Below are 20,132 nucleotides of genomic sequence, written 5' to 3'. Positions count from 1 at the left end.
TATGTGTTGTGCATCGCAATAACCGACGACTCGCGAGGATTGAAGATGAACCCCACCGAAGCACCCGCGCGTGCGGCGTCGCCCGACGCGAACCGGCTGCACGTGCGCCAGTTGAGTCACGCATTCCAGACCGCCGACGGCGTGAGCACCACCATCTTCGACCGCCTGGACTTCGCCGTGCGCGAAGGCGAGATCGTGTCTATCGTCGGGCGCAGCGGCGCGGGCAAGAGCACGCTCTTCAACCTGGTTTCCGGCCTGCTGACGCCGCAATCCGGCCACGTAACGATAGGCGCGCGCGCCGACGGCTCGCCCGGACGCATCGCTTATATGCTGCAAAAAGACCTGATGATGCCGTGGCGCACCGTGCTGCAAAACGCGCTGCTCGGCGTCGAACTGTATCGCAAGGTGCGGCCCGACGACGTGACTCGCGCTCGCGACATGCTCGCGCGCTACGGTCTTGCAAGCGTCGCCGACGCATATCCGCATTCGCTGTCGGGCGGCATGCGTCAACGCGTGGCGCTCACTCGCACGCTGCTCGTCGAGCCGACGCTCGTATTGCTCGACGAGCCCTTCTCCGCGCTCGACTACGAGACGCGCCTCGCGCTCGAAGACGACATCATCGCGCTGCGCGAGCAAACCGGCACGAGCGTGGTGCTCGTCACGCACGACATCGAGGAAGCCATTGCCATGAGCGACCGCGTGATCCTGCTCGGCGGGCGCCCCGCACGCGTGCAGGACGAAATCGACATCACGCTGAGCACGCACGGCCCGCGCACCGCCGTCTCCGCGCGCGAAGCGCCCGAGTTCCGCGCCTATCACGCGCGCGTCTGGAACGGCTTGCGCAGCGGCGCCACCGTGCAATCCGACTCACGTACACCACAAGGAGCCGCACATGAGTGAAGCCGTGCTGTCCACCACCGTCACGCCCGGAAAGACCACGCGCCGCGCGCCGCGCAAGCTCGGCACGACTGGCGCCGTGATCGGCATCGTCGTGTTGCTGGTGGCGTTGTGGCAATTCGCCGTCGCCTCGGGCTGGATCAACGGCAAGCTGCTCGGCTCACCCGCCGGCATCTACGACGCCGCCGTGTTCGGGCTGTCGCAAGGCACGCTCGCATCCGATACCTGGGTCACGCTCTACGAGACGCTCGCGGGTCTTGCCATAGGCAGTGCGCTTGGCATCGGGCTCGGTTTGCTGCTGTGGTTCCTGCCCGCGATCTCCGGCGTCGCCGAAGGCCTCTCGGTCATCCTCAACAGCATTCCGAAGATCGCGCTCGGGCCGCTTATCGTCATCTGGTTCGGCTCGGACGCGTCGTCGAAAATCTGGCTCGCGGCGATCTCCACTTTCGCCGTCGCGATGATCTCTTCATGCGCCGCCGCGCGCGAAGTCGATCGCGATTTGCTCAACCTCTTCCGCTCGTTCAAGGCGCGGCGCTCGATGATCTTCATGAAGCTCATCGTGCCGAGCGCGTTGCCGTGGATCTTCTCGACACTGCGCGTGAACATCGGCTTCGCGCTGATCGGCGCCGTGGTCGGCGAGTACATCGCGTCGCAGGCGGGGCTCGGGCACGCCGTGTTCGTCGCGGGCTCGCTCTTCGATCTGAACACCGTCTGGCTCGGCATCATCGTGCTGACCTTGATGGCATCGGTTCTTAGCTGGATCGTTCAATTTGCTGAAGCAAAGATCATTTCATGGAAGAGAAAATGAAGAAAAACGTTCTGCTCACGGGTGTCGCGGCTGCCTGCATGGCCGTCTTTGGATTGCAAGGCGCACAGGCGCAATCGTCCGAACCGGTCGTCGTCTATCAGGCATTCCAGTCGATTCAATACTTGCCGCTCTATGTCGCCATCGACAAGGGCATCTTCACGAAGAACGGCCTCACCGTGCAGAAAATCACGGCGGGTAGCGGTGCAGCGGGCGTGGCGGCGGTGATCGGCGGTCACGCGGACTTCTCGTTGCAAGACCCGATGACCGCGATGCTTGCAAACCTAAAGGGCGCGTCGCTCATCAACGTGGCCAACGTCGTGGCCGGCGTGCCGGTGTGGGTGATCGCGCCGCAGGATTCGCCGGTCAGGAATCTGAAGGACTTGAACGGCAAGAGCGTCGCCACGGCCTTGCCGCCTTCTACGAGCACGTACCTGCTGCAACGGCTCATCAACGACGAAAAGCTTGCCGACGTGAAGATGAATACCGTGCAGATCGGCACCGAACTCGCGCCTGTCACGGCGGGACGTTCGGAAGCGGCCGCGCTGTACATGCCGCAAGCGGAAACCGGCATCTCGCAAGGCTATCGCATCGTGTATGCGTTCCCGAAGGCTTATCCGGGCGGCTATGCGTTCTCGACCATCGACACGCTTACGTCCACGATCAAGAACAAGCCGAAGATGGTGGAGGCCTTCGTGAAGTCGATAGGCGAAGCCGAAGCGCTGATTCAGCAATCGCACGATACGGCCAAGGCCGTGGCGCGCACGGAGTTCCCGTCGCTCGACCCGAAGATCGTGGATTCGGCGGTGCAGCGTCTGATCGATCAGAACATCTACGCACCCACGCCTGAAATATCGGAACAGGCGTTCAAGAACGCGCTTGCGTTGCAGGAATCCATCGGCAACATCAAGCCCGGCGCGATTACCTATGCGAGCGGCGTCGACAACTCGTTCGCGGCTGCTTCGGTAAAGGCCAAGTAAGCGATGACCGATCAGCCTCGCTCATTGCTCGCGACTCTCTTCGCCAATCGCCACGACGAAGCGGCGGTGCGCGCCACCTTGCAAGAGGCGCAGGCGCGCGCCGACTTGCTCGATCCGTGGCTGCGCGCCTTCGTGCATCGTCCGGATGTCTACAGCGTGCGCGACGCCGTAACGGCCCCGCTTGCGGGCGTGCCAATCGGCGTGAAGGATCTCGCCGATACGCACGACATGCCCACGTCCTATGGTTCGGCGATTTACAGCGGCCATCGGCCGGTTCATGACGCGCGCATCGTCGCTTCCATTCGCGCGCTCGGCGGCATCGTCTTCGGCAAGACCGCGACGACGGAGTTCGCCTGGCGCGGTCCCGCCGCGACGGTCAATCCGTGGAACCGCGCGCATACGCCGGGCGGTTCGTCGAGCGGCTCGGCGGCGGCGGTGGCAGCGGGCATCGTGCCGCTTGCCATCGGCACGCAGACGGTCGGCTCGGTCATTCGTCCGGCTGCTTATTGCGGCGTGGTCGGCTACAAGCCCACGTATCGCAAGATCGCGACCGAAGGCGTGCATCCGCTTGCGGCTTCGCTCGATCACATCGGCTTCTTCGCGCGCTCGGCGGAAGATGTCGCGGTAGCCCATGCGCTTTTCGTCGATGCCGCGCCCGAGACCCTCGCCGATAAAGCCTCCTGGCGCGCCTATTTCGATGGCGGCAACGGAGCGCCCCGGCTTGGCGTCGTACGCACGCCCTTCTGGGACCAACTGATCGCGCCGCATCAACGCGCGAGCTTCGAGGCATCGCTGCAACGTCTGCGCGAAGGCGGCGCGCGTATCGTCGAACTGGACTACGGCGCGGACCTGCAACAGATGCGCGAAGCCACGCTGACGATACTCGCGATCGAAGCGCATCGCGCTATTGGCGACGCGGCCGCGCGCAAGCCCGAACTGATCAGCGAGCACATGCGCGCATTGCTTGCCGAGGGTGCCGCCATGCCGCTCACACGCTATCAGGACGCGTTGCTGTTGCAAGCCGAACTGCGCGTGCGTTCGCAGCAATTGCTCGAAGGTTACGACGCGCTCGTGACCTTGCCATCGAGCGGCGCGGCGCCCGAAGGTCTCGGCGATACGGGCGACGCACGCTTCTGCGCGCCGTGGAGTTTGATGGGTGCGCCCGCCGTCACGGTGCCGTCCGGTTGGACCGATGCGGGCTTGCCGCTCGGCTTGCAACTCGTCGGCGGATATGGCGACGATCTGAAGCTGCTCCGCATCGCTGCATCGGTCGAAGGCATGCTCGGGTTCGAGCGACGCGCGCTGCCCGACTGAACACACAAATCAAGGAGACGACGTTGAGCCAGCCATTTCGCACCATCGCGCAATATGTTCTCGGCACGCTGCGCGCGGAAATCTTGCAGGGTATTTATCCGCCGAACACGCGGCTTCGCCAGGAGGAAGTGGCCAAGCGGCTCAACGTCAGCACGACGCCTGTGCGCGAGGCGTTTCGCGACTTGCGCGCCGAAGGGCTCGTCGCTATCGATCCGAACAAGGGTGTCGTCACGCGTGAACTCACCGCCGCCGATGTCACCGAGATCTACGAACTGCGCATGGTGCTCGAACCGATGCTCGCCGAACGTGCCTGCGCCAACGCAAGCGAAACGAGTCTTGCCGCCGCCGAAGCCGTGCATCAGACAATGTGCGCGACGACCTCTTCCGAGACCTGGGCCATTCTCAACGAAGAGTTCCATCAGCATCTGATGGCGAGCGAAACAGGCACGCGCCTCTTCGATCTGGTCGAAGGGTTGTCGCTCGTCGCACGGCCTTATGTGTCGCTGTCGATGTACGTCAAGGGCGATATCATGGACAGCAATAATCACGAGCATGCGGGCTTGCTGCATGCCTACCGCGCGCGCGATGGCCGCGCCGTGCACGAGCAGACACGCGCGCACCTCGAAAACACGCGCAATGCCATAGCCGCGTGCGTCGAACAATCTTTCGCCCAAGCGGCGGCCTGATCGATCATGGATGACACGCTCGCTTCTCTTTCCGCTGTCGATGCACGCAGGCTCATCGCCACTCGCGAAATCTCGCCGGTGGAATTACTCGATGCGAGCATTGCGCGTATCGAGGCCCTCAACCCTTCGGTCAATGCGATGGCCGCGATCTGCTTCGAGCGCGCACGCATCGAGGCACGGCACGCGGAACACGCGCTCATGCGCGGCGAAGCGCCGGGCTTGCTGCATGGTCTGCCCATCGGCGTGAAAGACCTCGAAGAGACCGCGGGCGTGCTCACGACATATGGCTCGGCGATGTATCGCGACCACGTGCCCGAGGCCGACAACGCCATGGTCGCGCGCATTCGCGCGGCAGGCGCCATCGTCACGGCCAAGACCAATACGCCGGAAATGGGCGCGGGCGCGAACACGCGCAACGTCGTGTGGGGCGCAACCGGCAACCCCTTCGCGCCGTTGCTCAACGCGGGAGGATCGTCGGGCGGGTCGGCAGTTGCGCTTGCCACCGGCATGTTGCCGCTGTGCACGGGCTCGGACACCGGCGGCTCGTTGCGCATTCCGGCCGCGTATTGCGGCGTCGTGGGCTTTCGGCCATCGCCGGGGCTCGTGCCTGGCGATCGCAAGGACCTGGGCTGGGCGCCCATCACCGTCAGTGGACCAATGGCGCGTACCGTCGCCGACACGCGTCTGTTGCTCGCCGCGCAAGCGGGCTTCGATGCGCGCGATCCGCTTTCCTACGAAGTCGATGCCGATACCTTCACGAAGCATTGTCCAATCGATGCCGCTACGTTGCGCATCGGCTTCACGGAGGACTTCGGCACCTGCGCGCTCGACGACGCCACGCGCGCCACCTTTCGCAAGAAAATGGCAGCCGTCGCGCGGCATGTCGCGGTGTGCGAGCCGGTCGATATCGACATGCGTGACAGCGACCGCTGCTTCGACGTGATCCGCGCGCAGAACTTCGTCGCGCAGTTTCGCGAAGCCTATGAGCGCGATCGGTCGCTGCTCGGCCCGAACACGCGCGCGAACTACGAAATGGGCGTGAAGATGACGCTCGCCGATGTCGTGGGCGCGCACGTCACGCAGACCCGTTTGTACCGGCGCTTTCAGGAACATGTGCAACGGTATGACGTGATCGTGTCGCCGACCACTTCCATTACGCCATTTCCATGGTCGCAATGGCATCTGGAAGCGATCAACGGTCGGCCGCTCGACACGTACTATCGCTGGCTCGGACTCACATACGTCATCTCGATGATGACCAATCCCGCGCTCTCGTTGCCTTGCGGAATGGATCAATCGGGCATGCCCTTCGGTCTGCAACTGGTCGGCGCGCTGCGTGGCGACGCGCGCGTGCTCGATATCGCCGAAGCACTCGAAACCGCGTTCGCCGGGGACGAATCGCTCGAGCGCCCGACGCCCGACTTGAGCGCCTTGCGCGCGCCGGTGCCGCAACTGAAGTCGATCGTGACGCATCCGCCTGTCATCGTCTGAAGGGAAGGTGTGGGCGATTCGCGAAGCGTCGTCTAGACTGCAGGTTCTTCCCATTCGCGAGGAGATGCACGGTGTCCCGGAATAACGACGCAACGTTTTGGCGCAACGCGAAGCAGCATCTGATCCGCTACGGCGGCACGTTCGAACCCATGATCATCGAACGTGCGAAGGGCAGCTTCGTCTACGACGCGGATGATCGTCCCATTCTCGACTTCACCTCGGGACAGATGAGCGCGGTGCTCGGCCACAGCCATCCCGAGATCGTCGCGGTCATCAGCGAATACGCCGGCAAGCTCGACCATCTCTTCAGCGGGATGCTTTCGCGGCCTGTCGTCGATCTGGCGACGCGCCTCGCCGACATCACGCCCGAAGGCCTCGACCGCGCGCTGTTGCTCAGCACGGGCGCCGAGTCGAACGAAGCAGCCATCCGCATGGCGAAGCTCGTCACCGGCGGTTATGAGGTCGTCGGCTTCGCGCAGTCGTGGCACGGCATGACCGGGCACGCGGCCGCCGCGACCTACAGCGCGGGCCGCAAGGGCGTGGGCCCGGCTGCGGTCGGCTCGTTCGCGATTCCGGCTCCGTTCACTTACCGGCCGCAGTTCGAGCGCAACGGCGCCTACGATTACCTCGCGGAACTGGACTACGCGTTCGCGCTCATCGACCGCCAGTCGAGCGGCAATCTCGCCGCGTTCATCGCGGAGCCGATCCTGAGTTCGGGCGGCATCATCGAATTGCCCGAAGGTTACATGGCAGCGCTCAAGCGCAAGTGCGAGGAGCGCGGCATGCTGCTGATTCTCGACGAAGCGCAAACGGGCATCGGCCGCACGGGCAACATGTTCGCGTGCCAGCGCGACGGCGTCACGCCCGACATTCTCACCTTGTCGAAGACACTCGGCGCGGGGCTGCCGCTCGCGGCCATCGTCACGTCGGCGGCCATCGAGGAGCGCGCGCACGAACTCGGCTATCTCTTCTATACGACGCACGTGTCCGACCCGCTCCCCGCCGCCGTCGGTCTGCGCGTGCTGGACGTCGTCGAGCGCGAAGGACTCGTCGCGCGTGCGAACATCATGGGCGAAAGACTCAGGCGCGGCTTGCAAAATCTGATGGAGCGCTTCGACTGTATCGGCGATGTTCGCGGACGCGGTCTTCTGCTCGGCGTGGAGATCGTCAAGGATCGCCGAACCAAGCAGCCCGATGACGGCCTCGGCGCGAAGATCACGCGCGAGTGCATGAATCTCGGCCTCAGCATGAATATCGTGCAGTTGCCGGGCATGGGCGGCGTGTTCCGCATTGCGCCGCCGCTGACCGTGCGCGAGGAAGAGATCGACCTCGGTCTCGATTTGCTCGGACAAGCCATTCAGCGCTCGCTCTGAGCGGGTCAATCTTCCAACCGGATCAACCCATGAGCCTTTTCGATGAAGACAGGATCGACTGTCATTGCCATATCTTCGATCCTGCGCGCTTTCCGTATCGCGACGACACGCCGTATCGCCCTGAAGGTCAGGAACTCGGCACCGCCGCGCAACTGATTCGCGTAATGGATGCCTACGGCGTGCGTCATGCGCTGCTGGTTGGCCCGACGAGCGGCTACCGGACCGACAACCGTTGTCTCGTCGACGCGTTGCAGACTTACCCGGCGCGGTTTCGCGGCATTGCGGTGGTGGATAACGACATCGGCCGAAGCGAACTGACTGCGCTGCGCAATGCGGGTGTGGTCGGCGTCGCGTTCAACCCGGCGATGGAAGGCGTCGAACTCGTGCTGAATGCAGGCGAGCTTTTCGCGTCGCTCGCGGACCTCGAGATGTTCGCGCAGATTCAGGTGGTTGGCGATCAGATGGCGACGCTCGAGCCCTGGCTCGCGCGGCAACCGGTGAATGTCTTGATCGATCATGCCGGCCGGCCCGATAGCGCGGATGGCATCGATCAGAAAGGCTTTCAGGCGGTGCTTCGGCTCGCAGAGACCGGGCGCGCGACGGTCAAATTGTCGGGCTGGCAAAAGTATGCGCACGAAGCGTATCCGTATGAGGACGTGTGGCCCTACGCTCACGCGCTGCTGCGCGCATACGGACCGGAGCATTGCATCTGGGGCTCCGATTGGCCGTTCTTGCGTGCGCCAGAGCGGATGGATTATGGGCCGCTGCTTGCGCTCTTCGAGAAGATCGTCCCGGACGCGCAGGTCCGGCGGCAGATTCAGTGGGAGACGCCGCGTCGGCTATTTGGCTTTTGAAAGCGTGCGCCCGAACGCATTGAATCGAATCACCGAGGCAACGCAAGCCGCGAAACCACGTGCATGGCCTTACGCAATTCCGCACGCGAGGCAAGCATCCGATACTGCTCGAACAACGCTTCATAAACATCCGCCGACGCGGCGTCCGGTTCGAAATGCTGGAACGCCCGCGCGCCGAAGCGAGCCGCACCGTCCGTGAAATCCCGCACCACGCCCGCCGCGACGGCGCCATGAATCGCGGCGCCGACCGCCGTTGCGTTGTGCATGTCGGGCACCGAGACCGGCTTGCCGAGCACGTCCGCCATCAACTGGAGCAGGAAGCGATTGTTCTCGCTCAAGCCGCTCGCGAGGATGGTCCGCGTGACCGGCGCGCCCTCGCTCTGCATCAGCTCGATGATCGTGCGTGCGCCGAAGCACAGCGATTCCATCATCGCCCGATAAATCTCCGCGCGTGTCGTGGTCGTGCGCAAGCCAAGCAGCATGCCGCTCACCTGCGGGTCGGAAAGCGGCACGCGGCAGCCGTTCCACCAGTCGAGCGCGAGGAGCCCCGACCCACCCGGCCGCAAACGCGCCGCGCTCGCGTTGTACGCCGAGAAGTTCGCTGGCAAGTCCTCCGCCAGCGGCGCGGTTTTGACGAACCACGCGAGCGCATCGCCGAAACCGGCCTGCCCTGCTTCGTAGCACCATAGACCGGGAAGCGCCGCATCCTTCGCCACGCCTTCGATACCGTCGGGCAAGGGACGCTCGGTGTCATCGAGCAACATGTACACCGCCGATGTCCCCAGCGCGCCGACGAGCGTGCCCGCTTGCGTCGCGCCGAGCGCGGGAAGAATCACGTGCGAATCGATAGCCGCGACCGCCACGGCCGGTTCGCCGAGCATGCCTGTGCGCTCGATCCACTCGCGCCGCACCGTTCCCGCCGACGATCCAATACGCTTCGGCGCGCTCGATCGCGTGGCGAGTCCATCGACGCCAAGGGGTGGATAACCCGCATCCGAATAGTGGGCCTTGTAGCGCGCCATATCGGAGCTTCGCGCCTCCGTTCCGGTGAGCTGCCACACGAGCCAGTCGCCCGCCTCGATGAATCGCTCCGTCTGCGCCCAAAGTGTGGACGCTTCCGCGGCAAGCTGCGCCGCCTTCGCGGGCAACCATTCGCCGGAAGTCTTGCCTCCCGACTTAGTCAGATGCACGCCGCGTTCACGGCTGATCTCGTCGGCCCAGGGCTGCGCCGAGTGATGCTTCCAGAGCTTGACGTAAGCGTGCGGATCGTCGGGGAATCGCGTGGAAAGCGGCGTTCCGTCCGCCGACGCGGGCAATGGCGAACTCGCCGTGAACCCGATGCCGATAGCCTCGATACGCTTCCCACGCCCGAGCGCCGGGAGAATGACCTCGGCGCATTCGAGATAATCCGGCGCGTTTTGCAAAGCCCAGCCCGCCTTCAGCGGCAACCCGCCCGGAAGCGCGTCTATGAGCGTGCCATGCCGATACCGATGCGCATGCGTCGCGCACACCTCGCCGCTTTCGATATTCACCAGCACGCCTCTTGCCGAATCCGTTCCGTAGTCCAGGCCGATCAGGTAGCCACCGCTCATCGTCGCGATCCATGAGTTGAAGAAATTGAAATATAGTGCAGCGAGGGTTCGCGCGTCATCGAAACGACGCGCATGAGGCCGAACCCGTTTCCCTATCTCAACACAACCCGTGGAAAGATTCGCATGAAAGTGGACAAGCAAAGCTTCGCAGGGCGGCACGCGTTCATCACCGGCGGCAGCCGGGGCATTGGCTTTCAGACCGCCATCGCGTTAGGCGAAGCGGGCGCGGCGGTGACCGTATCGGACCTGACGGATCATGCGGTGAGCGAAGCCGTCGACAAGCTGCGCGCGGCCGGCGTCGATGCCAGCGGCGTGGTGCTCGACGTCACCGACCCGGATCAATGCGACCGCGTCGCGCTCGAACTGAATGGCGGCGCAGCGGTCGATGTACTCGTCGCCAACGCAGGCATTGCGTGGCCCGACACGCCCGCCGAGGAGATGAGCAACGAAGCGTGGCTCAAGGTGATCGACACCAATCTCAACGGCACGTTCTGGACGTGCCGCGCGTTCGGGCGTCATATGCTCGCCAAGGGCAAAGGCTCGATCGTGACCGTGGGTTCCATGTCCGGCGTCATCTCCAACAAACCGCAACGGCAGGTGCAATACAACGCGTCGAAAGCGGCGGTGCATCATCTGACGAAGTCGCTCGCGGGCGAATGGGCGGAGCGCAACGTGCGCGTCAATTGCGTCGCGCCGACCTATGTCAACACGGTCATGTCGAACGTGACGGCAAAGGACGAGCGCTTCTTCAAACCGTGGATGGACAACACGCCGATGCGCCGCATGGTGGAACCGGAGGAAGTGGCATTGGCGATTGCGTTTTTGGCGTCGGACGCGGCGAGCGCAATCACCGGCACCATCCTGCTCACCGATGCGGGCTACACCATCTGGTGACGCGTCACGCCGACAGCTTCGTCATCTCGGCGTAAAGGTCGGCCTTGCCCTCGAAACCGATGCCGGGCAAGTCGGGCATGGTGATATAGCCGTTTTCGACCTGCACGCCATCCGGGAAACCGCCGTAGGGCTGGAACAGATCAGGATACGACTCGTTGCCGCCAAGCCCCAGCCCTGCCGCGATATTCAACGACATCTGGTGCCCGCCGTGCGGAACGCAGCGGCTCGGCGACCAGCCGTGCTGATGCAGCATGTCGAGCGTGCGCAGATATTCGACGAGACCGTAACTCAGCGCGCAATCGAACTGCAGCCAGTCGCGGTCGGCACGCATGCCGCCGTAGCGAATCAGGTTGCGCGCGTCCTGCATCGAAAAGAGGTTTTCGCCGGTGGCCATCGGCTTGTCGTAATAGTTGCGCAGCGTGGCTTGCAACTCGAAGTCGAGCGGATCGCCCGGCTCTTCGTACCAGAAGAGATCGTATTGCGAGAGCGCCTTGGCGTACTGAATGGCCGTGTCGAGATCGAAGCGGCCGTTGGCGTCCACCGCGAGCTTCTGGCCGTCCTGCAGAATGCTCAGGATCGAATCGATACGGCGCAGGTCTTCATCAAGCGAAGCGCCGCCAATCTTCTTTTTGACGACCGTATAGCCCCGGTCGATGTAGCTGCGCATCTCGTCCTTGAGCTTGCCGTGGTCCTGGCCGGGATAGTAGTAGCCGCCTGCCGCATACACGAACACCTTGCGGTCCGGCTGGCCATTGCCATGACGGTCCGCGAGCAACTGAAAAAGCGGCTTGCCTTCTATCTTCGCGACCGCGTCCCAGATCGCCATGTCGATGGTCCCGATAGCCACCGAACGCTCGCCGTGACCGCCCGGCTTCTCGTTCATGAACATGGTCGCCCACACCTTGTGGGGATCGATGTTGTTGCCGGTATCGTCGAGGAGCGTGCCCGGGTCTGCTTCGAGGATGCGCGGAATGAAGCGCTCGCGCATGAGTTTGCCCTGACCGTAGCGGCCGTTCGAGTTGAAACCGTAACCGACGACAGGCTTGCCGTCGCGGATCACGTCGGTCACGACCGCGACGAGACTCAGCGTCATCTTGCTGAAGTCGATATATGCATTACGGATGGGCGAACTGATCGGAACGGTCTTTTCGCGGATTTCGACGATCTTCATAAATGTCTCCTGACGGCACTCGCTCATTGAAGACGTTAGGTTAGCCGCGAAGTGCCGGGTTAAGATTCACCCACATTCATTTCATTTTTTACTTAAAGTGAATACTGATTCGGCAACGGACTTCGAGTTCTTCATCTTGCTCGCGAAACTGAAGAGCATGTCCGGCGCGGCGCGCGCACTCGATCTCACGCCGCCCGCAGCGACCAAGCGGCTCGGCATCATGGAAAAGCGGCTGGGCGCGCAGCTCGTCAACCGCACCACGCGCAGCATCAGCCTCACGCCGGAAGGCGAAACCTATCTGCGCTATGCAACGCAGATCGTGGAGAAAGTGCGCGAAATGGAAGAAGCGATCACGGGCGCGCGCACCGATCCGCAAGGGCTGCTGCGCATCAACGCGACGCTCGGCTTCGGCCGCACGACCATTGCGCCGCTCGTGTCCGAGTTTGCAAAGCGCTTTCCTCAGGTCGAGGTTCAGTTCGAAGTGACGGATCGGCCCGTCGATCTGATCGAAGGTGCGTTCGATATGGCGATACGCTTCGGCGAACTGCCCGACAGCCGCTTGAGCGCGCGACGCATCATGAGCAACCGGCGCTTTCTTTGCGCATCGCCGAAATATCTCGAACGCTTCGGCACGCCCGAAAAGATCGAAGACCTGCTGCAGCACCGCTGCATCATTCATCGGCAGAACGACGATGCCCATGGCGTATGGCGATTCATCGACGAAGACCACACGGAAGCGCTGAAAGTGCGCGGCGCGTTATCCAGCAACGATGGCGATATCGTCCTGCGCTGGGCGCTCGACGGACACGGCATTCTTATCCGCTCGGAATGGGACCTGGCGAAGTATGTACAGAGCGGACGGCTCGAAATCGTGCTGCCGAACGCCGTGCTGCCATCGGCCGATCTCTTCGTCTATTACCCGCGGCAACGCAACCAGACCGCACGCGCCCGTGCGTTCATCGACTTCCTGGTTGAGCGCTTTCAGGCGCCGTTCATTCCCGTCGATGCCGGCAAGCTCGTGCGCGAGCGCAAAAAACGCGGCGCCCGCCGTTGATCCGCTTGTGTACAGGCACGAACGTTCGCATCACGCGCGCCACGCGACTTGCCTTGTGCGTCGGACGATGCGAGACTCGGCACGCTGAAGTCGCCCGCAAAAGCGGAGGAGACATGCGGCCAGCCGATAGCCTGAAAACGCATTCACTCGCCGACACCGCGCCACTGCTTCCATGGGCTGCGGCGCTGGTGATTTTGCATATCGCGACCAATGGCGAATACGGCTTTCATCGCGATGAACTGTCCACGTTGGAAGACGCGCGCTCGCTCGCGTGGGGTTACGTCGGCGTCCCGCCGTTCATTCCGTTTCTTGCGCGAGGCGCGTTCGCGCTGTTCGGGCCGTCGCTGACCGGCTTGCGCTTTTTCTCGTCGCTGGCAATGGGCATCGCCTTCGTGCTCACGGGCCTGATTGCGCGCGAGCTCGGAGGAAGCAGACGGGCGCAGATCGTCGCCGCATTGGCCGCCGCTATTAGCAGTGTCGCGTTGAGCGCGGGCGCGCTTTATCAGTACGTCAGTTTCGACTATCTATGGTGGGTCGCGGCCGCATACTGCGCGGTGCGCCTGCTGTCCACGGACGATGCACGATGGTGTCTCGGCGTTGGCGCTGCCATCGGCATCGGCTTGTTGACGAAGTACACCATCGCGTTTCTGGCAGCGGGTATCGCCGCGGGCTTGCTCTTTACACCCGCCCGTCGATACTTCCGCAGCGCGTGGCTATGGCTCGGCGTCGCGCTCGTCGGCGTGATCGCGCTGCCTCACTTGATCTGGCAGTTTCAGCACGACTTCATCACACTGGATTTCCTGCAGAGCATTCACGCTCGCGACGTCCGCATGGGACGCGGCAACGGATTCCTGCTCGGTCAGTTCTGGATCACGACAAGCCCGTTCACGGTTCCCTTGTGGCTCGCGGGACTCTACTATCTTTTCGCCGTCGGGGAAGGAAAGCGGTTTCGCGTGCTTGGCTGGATGTTCGTCGTGCCGCTCGTGTTGTTCGTCGTGGCGAAGGGCCGCGACTACTATATGGCGCCTGCTTATCCGATGTTGCTCGCGGCGGGCGCGGTGTGGGCGGAGCAACGGATGGCATCGCTCAACATGCGCCACGCAGCGGCGATTCGCTGGTCCGTGTGCGTCGTGCTCGCAATCGGCGCGGTGCTGGGCGCGGCACCCGTACTGCCGATTGCTCCGGTCGGATCGACATGGTGGCGCTTTGCGGATCGCGTCAATGGCGGCAACTTCAACGAAGAGCTCGGGTGGCCCGACATGGCGGAAAGCGTCGCGCGCATTCGCGACACACTTCCGGAGGGGCAACGTGCGAGCGTCGGCATTCTCGTCGCCGATACGGGCCAGGCCGGCGCCATCGATCTATTCGGCGCGCGCTTGAAGCTGCCGAGCCCGATCTCCGGCACCAACTCACACTGGTTTCGCGGATACGGCGACCCGCCGCCAAAGCCGCTGATCGTCGTGGGTTTTCCGAGCGATATCGTGCAGCGTGAGTTGGCGTCGTGCCGTATGGCCGCGCGTCTCACGAACCGCTTCGGCATTGCAAACAGCACGGTAAGTGGCCGCGATATCTTCGTATGCGAAGCACCGCGCCAACCGTGGCCGCAATTCTGGCGCGGCATACAGGTCTATGGATAGCGCGCATCTTCATTGCGCGTCCGTGCCCGCGGTCGTCTGAATGATGGTCTCGAGTTGCGCGCTCATCGGCAGATTGATGCTCGTGCCCGATGGCAGGCGGCGCAAAAACCAGCGCTTGTATTGCCGGTCCATTTCGCCATCCGCCGCGAGTTCCTGGAATGTGTCCTTCACCACTTGCGCCAACTGCGGATCGTCCTTGCGAAACATGATGCCGTACGGCTCATACGAAAGGTAATCGCCGACCACGCGGTACGACCCGCCCGCGCCCGCGTGCTCGGCAATCAGCCCGTAGAGCAAGACGTCGTCGGTGGCGAATGCGTCGGCATGGCCGTCGGCCACTTGCGCGAAGCCTTGCGCGTGGTCTGGCACGATCTGCAACTGAATGCCGAGCCGGAACTTGCTGTCCAGATCGCGCAGCGCCTTCTCGTTCGTGGTGCCGGCGGTCAACGTGACCTTCTTGCCCGCGAGATCGCGAAACGAGCCGATAGGCGAGCCGCTCTTGACCATCACCTTCGTGCCCGCGACGAAGATGATCGGCGAAAACGCCACGCGTTTCTGGCGTTCGATATTGCTGGTCGTCGAGCCGCATTCGAGATCGACACGGCCGCTCGTCACGGCGTCGATACGATTATCAGGCGTAACCGGCACCCACAGGATGGTCGGCGTCAGGTTGATCGCATCGCCGATGGCCGTCACCAGCGACTTGCATAACTCGATGGAATAACCGATAGGTTCATGGCGCGCGTTCAGATACGAAAACGGCACCGATGCCTCGCGATAACCAATCGCGACGACACCGCTCTTTCGCACCTTCGCGAGCGTTCCCGTGAGCGCGACGGGCGCGAAGCTATCGGGAATAGCGCGTGACGTTTGCGGATCGTCCTGCGCTCGCGCTCCGGCACAGGCGATCAACGTCCCCGCAAGCGCGAGCATCGAGCAGAATCGCTGCATCTTCATGGCGCGGCTCCGCTTAACCTTCTGCCGGATGGGCGATGGTCGCTTCGAGCTCGGTTTCGATGCGCGCCGCGTTGGCGTCGGCTTCCGCTTCCGTCATCAGTTCGCCCTCCCACTTGGCGACCACCGCGCTCGCAATCGAATTGCCCACCGCGTTCGTGGCCGAACGGCCCATGTCGAGGAACGTGTCCACGCCGAGAATCAACAACAAACCCGCTTCGGGAATGCCGAACTGGTTGAGCGTCGCCGCGATCACGACGAGCGACGCGCGCGGCACGCCGGCCATTCCCTTGGATGTCAGCATGAGCACCAGCAACATGGTCAGTTGCGTGCCGATGGAAAGCGGAATGTTGTAGGCCTGCGCGATAAACAACGTCGCGAAGGTGCAGTACATCATCGAGCCGTCGAGGTTGAACGAATAGCCCATCGGCATCACGAACGCGGAGATCTTGCGCTTCACGCCGAAGCGGTCGAGCGCATCGAGAATCTTCGGATACGCAGCTTCCGAACTCGCGGTCGCGAACGAGAGCATGAACGCTTCTCTTATCAGTCCCAGCAGCTTGAGCACGCGTGGTCCGAGAAACAGGAAACCCGCGAGCGCCAGCAACGCCCACAACATGAACAGGCTCAAGTAGAAGTCGCCCATGAAGACCGCGAACTTGAGCAGAATGGTCAGGCCATTGACGGCGACAGTGGACGCCATTGCGGCCAGCACGGCGAGCGGTGCGAGCTTCATCACGTAGCCGGTGATCTTCAGCATGACGTGCGAGAGCTGGTCGATGGCGGCGACGAGAATCTTGCCCTTGTCGCCCAGCGCGGCGAGCGCCACACCGAAGAACATGGAGAACACGACGATCTGCAGCACTTCGTTATTGGTCATCGCTTCCGCGAACGACCTCGGCACCATATGACTCACGAAGTCCTTGAGCGTGAACTTGGAAGTCGCCAGATTCGCCGACGCGCCGATATCCGGCAACGGCAGCCCGAGATTTTCGCCCGGCCTGAGCAGGTTCGACATCATGAGACCGAGCAGCAACGACACGAGCGACGCGGTGACGAACCAGCCGAGCGCCTTGGCAAACACGCGCCCGACCGAGGCTGCATCGCCCATATGCGCAATACCCACGACGAGCGTGGAGAACACGAGCGGACCGATCACCATTTTGATCAGTCGCAGAAACACGTCCGATATGAGCGAGATGTAGCCCGCGATTTCAGTAGCAGTCTTCTTGTCCGGAAAGCTCGAGTAGATCATGTAGCCGATCCCGATGCCCAACAGCATGGCGACCAGGATCCAGATGGCCGCATTATTTTTTCGGTTCATCTCGAAGCCTCCATTCACTGCTTTGATGGTTTGCGGGATGCAAAGCTCGAAACCGGATGCTGCCGCTTAGTGTGCCTTAACAAAAAGGGAATTGCATTGGCGTAATCCGCCATGCAAGGTGTTTGAATTGCCGGAATCGAAATGCGCGGCGATGGCATCGATGCATCGCATATATATCCGCTACGCGTGCCGCAATGCAGCGACAGGATCGAGTCTCGCGCCCGCCGAACGGCGCCGCGACGCTGGTGCGCTGCGCAACGGCACGTTTGGCGCGTTGCCTAACGCGCGTCCTCGTCAAGCACGAGGAGATTCTCGTGCGAAAAGCCGAGCGCGACCGGCTGGCCGCGTTCGGGCAGCAACCGGTTCGGGTCGTTGAAGACATCGAGCGACACTACCGCGTCTTTCACCCGCGCGCGGATACGCACCACCGCGCCGAGGAAGCTGATTTCCTCGACGGTTGCCGCCAGCGAATTGCGGCCGCTCGCGGGCGGTTCCAGCACGATCGCTTCGGGACGCAAGGCGAGAAGCCGCTCCCGGCCGGCATCGTCCGATGGCAACTGGCGCGACGTCACGAGTTCCTGACCGTCCACGGCCATGCGTCCGGTCGCGGGATCGATCACGCGGCCCGCAAGAATGTTGAGCGTGCCGACGAAGGAGGCGACAAAGCGCGTGCGCGGAAAGTTATAGATGTTGAGCGGCGGCCCGACCTGTTCGACGCGCCCCTCGTTCATCACGACGATGCGATCCGAAATGGATAGCGCCTCTTCCTGATCGTGCGTGACGAAGATCGACGTGATTCCAAGTTCGCGCTGTAACGCGCGAATGTCTTCGCGCAACGAGACGCGGATCTTCGCATCGAGCGCGGAGAGCGGTTCGTCGAGCAGCAACACTTGCGGCTTGCTCGCAAGCGCGCGCGCCAGCGCCACGCGCTGTTGCTGGCCACCCGACAGTTGCCACGGATAACGCTCGGCAAGATGCGGCAGCTTGATCAGTTCGAGCATTTGCGCCACGCGCTCGTCCATCTCCTTCTGCGGACGCTTCGCCACTCGCAGCGCGAAGCCTATGTTCTGCGCCACCGTCATGTTCGGAAAGAGCGCATACGATTGAAACACCATGCCGACGGCTCGTTCGCGCGTACGCAGATGCGTGACGTCGCGGCCATCGAGACGAATGGTGCCGCGCGTGGGCGTCTCGAAGCCCGCGATCATGCGCAGCACGGTCGTCTTGCCGCATCCAGAAGGACCGAGGAACGTGATGAACTCGCCGCGCTCGATTTTCATGTCGAACTGATGCAGCGCGATGTTCGGCCCGAACGCCTTGTGAAGATTGTCGATTTCAAGAAATGCCATGCGTCGCGTGCCTCAGGCTCAAGTTTTCTGGCCGGCCAGCGCGCGCGCCGAACCGAATACCTGGATCAGCCCCATCGAGGCCCAGGTGACGACGAACGCGATGATCGCGAGCGCCGACGGCTCGTAGGCACGGTTCGCACCGATCAACTGCAGATACGGACCGAACGCCGGACGATCCAGCAGGCTCGCGAACGTGAACTCGCCGATGACGACCGCAAAAGTAAGGAACGCGCCCGACAGAATGCCCGAGCGCACATTCGGGAAGATCACTTTGAGAAGTATGGTCGCGCGGCCCGCGCCCAGACATTCGGCGGCTTCGGTGAGCGAGCGGATATCGACGGCGCGCATGCCGGCGTCGACCGCGCGATACATATACGGCAGCGACAGCGTGACATAGCCGAACACGAGCAAAAGGTCGGTCGCGCGTTCGTTGCCGGTGAGCGGCAGGATCGAACTGCTGTTGTAGATGCGCAGATAGCCGAACACGATGACGATGGCCGGAATCACGAGCGGCAGCAACGTGATGAACTCGACCACGGGCCGCAGCTTCGGCAAGCGCAGCTGCACCCAGTAAGCGGTCGGCACCACGAGCAGCACGCCGATCACGATGGTGAGAAAGCCCATCAGCACCGAATAGCCGAACGACGCCTGAAAATGCGGATCGCCGAGTACGACGCGATACGCGTCGAAGCTGTATTCGCCACGACGCATGCGCAGACTGAACTCGAATGTGGCGATCAGCGGAATCAAAAAATATAGCGAGCCGACGATCATCGCGATGGCGGCGCCCGCGCGCGACTGCGATTTCATCGGCGTCCCCTTTCGGCGCGCGCACGCAACCAGATATAGCCGCCGTTCGAAAGCCCCGTCACCACGATCATGCCGAGCGCGAGCGCGTAACCCAGGTTCTGGTTATGCAGCACGTCGCCGCGAATCTGCGCGTACAGCAGAATGGTCACGATATTGAGCGAGCTGCCGGTCAACGCATAAGCCGTGGCGACCGCGCCGAACGCGTTGGCGAACAAGAGCAGCGCCGCGCCCAGCAAGCTCGGCCACAGCACCGGCAAGCCGACATAACGCCAGTACTGCGCCGATGTCCCGCCGAGGCAATCGCAGGCTTCGCGCCATTCGCGCTTCAGACCGTCGAGCGCGGGCGTGATGATGAGCACCATCAACGGAATCTGGAAATACAGGTATGTGATGGTCAGTCCGGCGAAGCTCAGAATGCTGAAGCCGGTGGAATAGAGATTGAAGCCGAGATACTTGCGCGCCAGCACGGTGACGAGACCCACGCGCCCCAACGTGCAAATGAAAGCGAACGCGAGCGGCACGCCCGCGAAGTTCGACGCCACGCCGGAGAAGGTCATGAGCGTCGGGCGAATCCATGCGGGTAACTGGCCTTTCACCGCCGCCCACGCGAGCAGCGAGCCGAGTATCGCGCCGCCCGCGGCCGACGCCGCGCTGACTTTCATGCTGATCCAGTAGGCATCGAGCACGCCCGGCTGGAACAACTCGCGGAAATTGACGAGCGTGAAGTGTCCCTGCGGGTCCTGAAACGCGCCCACCATCAAGAAGCCCGTAGGCAGCAGTAGGAATAGCAGCGCGAACACGAAGAACGGCAGCACGCCGATATACGTGAGCCAACTCGCGCCGCCGCTTGCGCGCGCGGCACCGGCCGGCGGCACGGGCGCGGCCGGCGCCAGCAGATCCGGCCCGGCGCCTTGCGGAGGAGAGACGCTCATTGCGGGATCTCGTGC

The 20,132-nt window shown here is 63.1% G+C and carries 18 protein-coding genes; 11 read left to right on the top strand and 7 right to left on the bottom strand.

All coding sequences use genetic code 11. From position 1 onward, the window contains the following. Window positions 1-45 precede the first annotated feature (45 nt). The 8 genes from NCR98_RS30350 (at window position 46) to NCR98_RS30315 (ending at window position 8,400) form a co-directional block, all read left to right on the top strand. On the top strand, window positions 46-900 hold the full coding sequence (locus NCR98_RS30350; protein ID WP_250528177.1) for an ABC transporter ATP-binding protein: 855 nt from the start codon (window positions 46-48) through the stop codon (window positions 898-900). Continuing rightward, on the top strand, window positions 893-1,705 hold the full coding sequence (locus tag NCR98_RS30345) for an ABC transporter permease (protein WP_244831665.1): 813 nt from the start codon (window positions 893-895) through the stop codon (window positions 1,703-1,705). The genes NCR98_RS30350 and NCR98_RS30345 overlap by 8 nt, the downstream gene beginning before the upstream one ends. After that, window positions 1,702-2,682 carry an ABC transporter substrate-binding protein gene (locus NCR98_RS30340; RefSeq protein ID WP_244831667.1) on the top strand — a complete coding sequence of 327 codons (981 nt, stop codon included), beginning with the start codon at window positions 1,702-1,704 and terminating at the stop codon, window positions 2,680-2,682. The genes NCR98_RS30345 and NCR98_RS30340 overlap by 4 nt, the downstream gene beginning before the upstream one ends. Window positions 2,683-2,685: 3 nt before the next feature. After that, on the top strand, window positions 2,686-3,996 hold the full coding sequence (locus NCR98_RS30335; protein WP_250528176.1) for an amidase: 1,311 nt from the start codon (window positions 2,686-2,688) through the stop codon (window positions 3,994-3,996). A gap of 23 nt (window positions 3,997-4,019) precedes the next feature. Further along, the gene (locus NCR98_RS30330) at window positions 4,020-4,682 is read left to right on the top strand and encodes a GntR family transcriptional regulator (RefSeq protein ID WP_250469624.1); all 663 of its coding nucleotides are present in this window, start codon (window positions 4,020-4,022) and stop codon (window positions 4,680-4,682) included. 6 nt (window positions 4,683-4,688) lie between these two features. Next, window positions 4,689-6,173, top strand: a complete 1,485-nt coding sequence (locus NCR98_RS30325) for an amidase (RefSeq protein WP_250528175.1) — start codon at window positions 4,689-4,691, stop codon at window positions 6,171-6,173. A gap of 71 nt (window positions 6,174-6,244) precedes the next feature. Further along, window positions 6,245-7,546 carry an aspartate aminotransferase family protein gene (locus tag NCR98_RS30320; RefSeq protein WP_250469626.1) on the top strand — a complete coding sequence of 434 codons (1,302 nt, stop codon included), beginning with the start codon at window positions 6,245-6,247 and terminating at the stop codon, window positions 7,544-7,546. Between the two features lie 29 nt (window positions 7,547-7,575). After that, window positions 7,576-8,400, top strand: a complete 825-nt coding sequence (locus NCR98_RS30315; RefSeq protein WP_250528174.1) for an amidohydrolase family protein — start codon at window positions 7,576-7,578, stop codon at window positions 8,398-8,400. Between the two features lie 29 nt (window positions 8,401-8,429). Here NCR98_RS30315 and NCR98_RS30310 read toward each other — a convergent pair whose 3' ends face one another. After that, a complete protein-coding gene (locus NCR98_RS30310) occupies window positions 8,430-9,992 on the bottom strand; it encodes an FGGY-family carbohydrate kinase (protein ID WP_250528173.1) in 1,563 nt (520 codons plus the stop codon). A gap of 123 nt (window positions 9,993-10,115) precedes the next feature. Here NCR98_RS30310 and NCR98_RS30305 point away from each other — a divergent pair, with 123 nt between their 5' ends. After that, window positions 10,116-10,886: an SDR family NAD(P)-dependent oxidoreductase gene (locus NCR98_RS30305; RefSeq protein ID WP_250528172.1), complete on the top strand. Its 771-nt coding sequence runs from the start codon at window positions 10,116-10,118 to the stop codon at window positions 10,884-10,886. Window positions 10,887-10,890: 4 nt separating this feature from the next. Here the strand turns inward: NCR98_RS30305 and NCR98_RS30300 are convergent, their stop codons facing one another. Then, window positions 10,891-12,057 carry a mandelate racemase/muconate lactonizing enzyme family protein gene (locus NCR98_RS30300; protein WP_250528171.1) on the bottom strand — a complete coding sequence of 389 codons (1,167 nt, stop codon included), beginning with the start codon at window positions 12,055-12,057 and terminating at the stop codon, window positions 10,891-10,893. A 97-nt stretch (window positions 12,058-12,154) separates the two neighbouring features. Between NCR98_RS30300 and NCR98_RS30295 the strand changes: the two genes are divergently transcribed. Both NCR98_RS30295 and NCR98_RS30290 read left to right on the top strand, forming a co-directional pair. After that, a complete protein-coding gene (locus NCR98_RS30295; protein WP_350029535.1) occupies window positions 12,155-13,111 on the top strand; it encodes a LysR family transcriptional regulator in 957 nt (318 codons plus the stop codon). Between the two features lie 113 nt (window positions 13,112-13,224). Then, a complete protein-coding gene (locus NCR98_RS30290; RefSeq protein ID WP_250528170.1) occupies window positions 13,225-14,748 on the top strand; it encodes a glycosyltransferase family 39 protein in 1,524 nt (507 codons plus the stop codon). 9 nt (window positions 14,749-14,757) lie between these two features. Here the strand turns inward: NCR98_RS30290 and NCR98_RS30285 are convergent, their stop codons facing one another. The 5 genes from NCR98_RS30285 to NCR98_RS30265 form a co-directional block, all read right to left on the bottom strand. Next, window positions 14,758-15,705, bottom strand: coding sequence for an amino acid ABC transporter substrate-binding protein (locus NCR98_RS30285; RefSeq protein ID WP_244831684.1), 948 nt, complete (start codon window positions 15,703-15,705; stop codon window positions 14,758-14,760). 13 nt (window positions 15,706-15,718) lie between these two features. Next, a complete protein-coding gene (locus NCR98_RS30280; protein ID WP_250528169.1) occupies window positions 15,719-17,026 on the bottom strand; it encodes a dicarboxylate/amino acid:cation symporter in 1,308 nt (435 codons plus the stop codon). A gap of 278 nt (window positions 17,027-17,304) precedes the next feature. Further along, window positions 17,305-18,375 (bottom strand): ABC transporter ATP-binding protein, encoded by a 1,071-nt coding sequence (locus tag NCR98_RS30275; RefSeq protein ID WP_250494874.1) that lies wholly within the window; start codon window positions 18,373-18,375, stop codon window positions 17,305-17,307. A gap of 18 nt (window positions 18,376-18,393) precedes the next feature. Beyond that, a complete protein-coding gene (locus NCR98_RS30270; protein ID WP_250528168.1) occupies window positions 18,394-19,185 on the bottom strand; it encodes an ABC transporter permease in 792 nt (263 codons plus the stop codon). Next, the gene (locus tag NCR98_RS30265; protein WP_244831688.1) at window positions 19,182-20,117 is read right to left on the bottom strand and encodes an ABC transporter permease; all 936 of its coding nucleotides are present in this window, start codon (window positions 20,115-20,117) and stop codon (window positions 19,182-19,184) included. The genes NCR98_RS30270 and NCR98_RS30265 overlap by 4 nt, the downstream gene beginning before the upstream one ends. Between the last annotated feature and the right edge of the window lie 15 nt (window positions 20,118-20,132).

The organism is Caballeronia sp. GAWG2-1, assembly GCF_023631405.1.
Taxonomy (GTDB): Bacteria; Pseudomonadota; Gammaproteobacteria; order Burkholderiales; family Burkholderiaceae; genus Caballeronia.
This window is presented reverse-complemented; position numbering and strand designations above follow the sequence as displayed.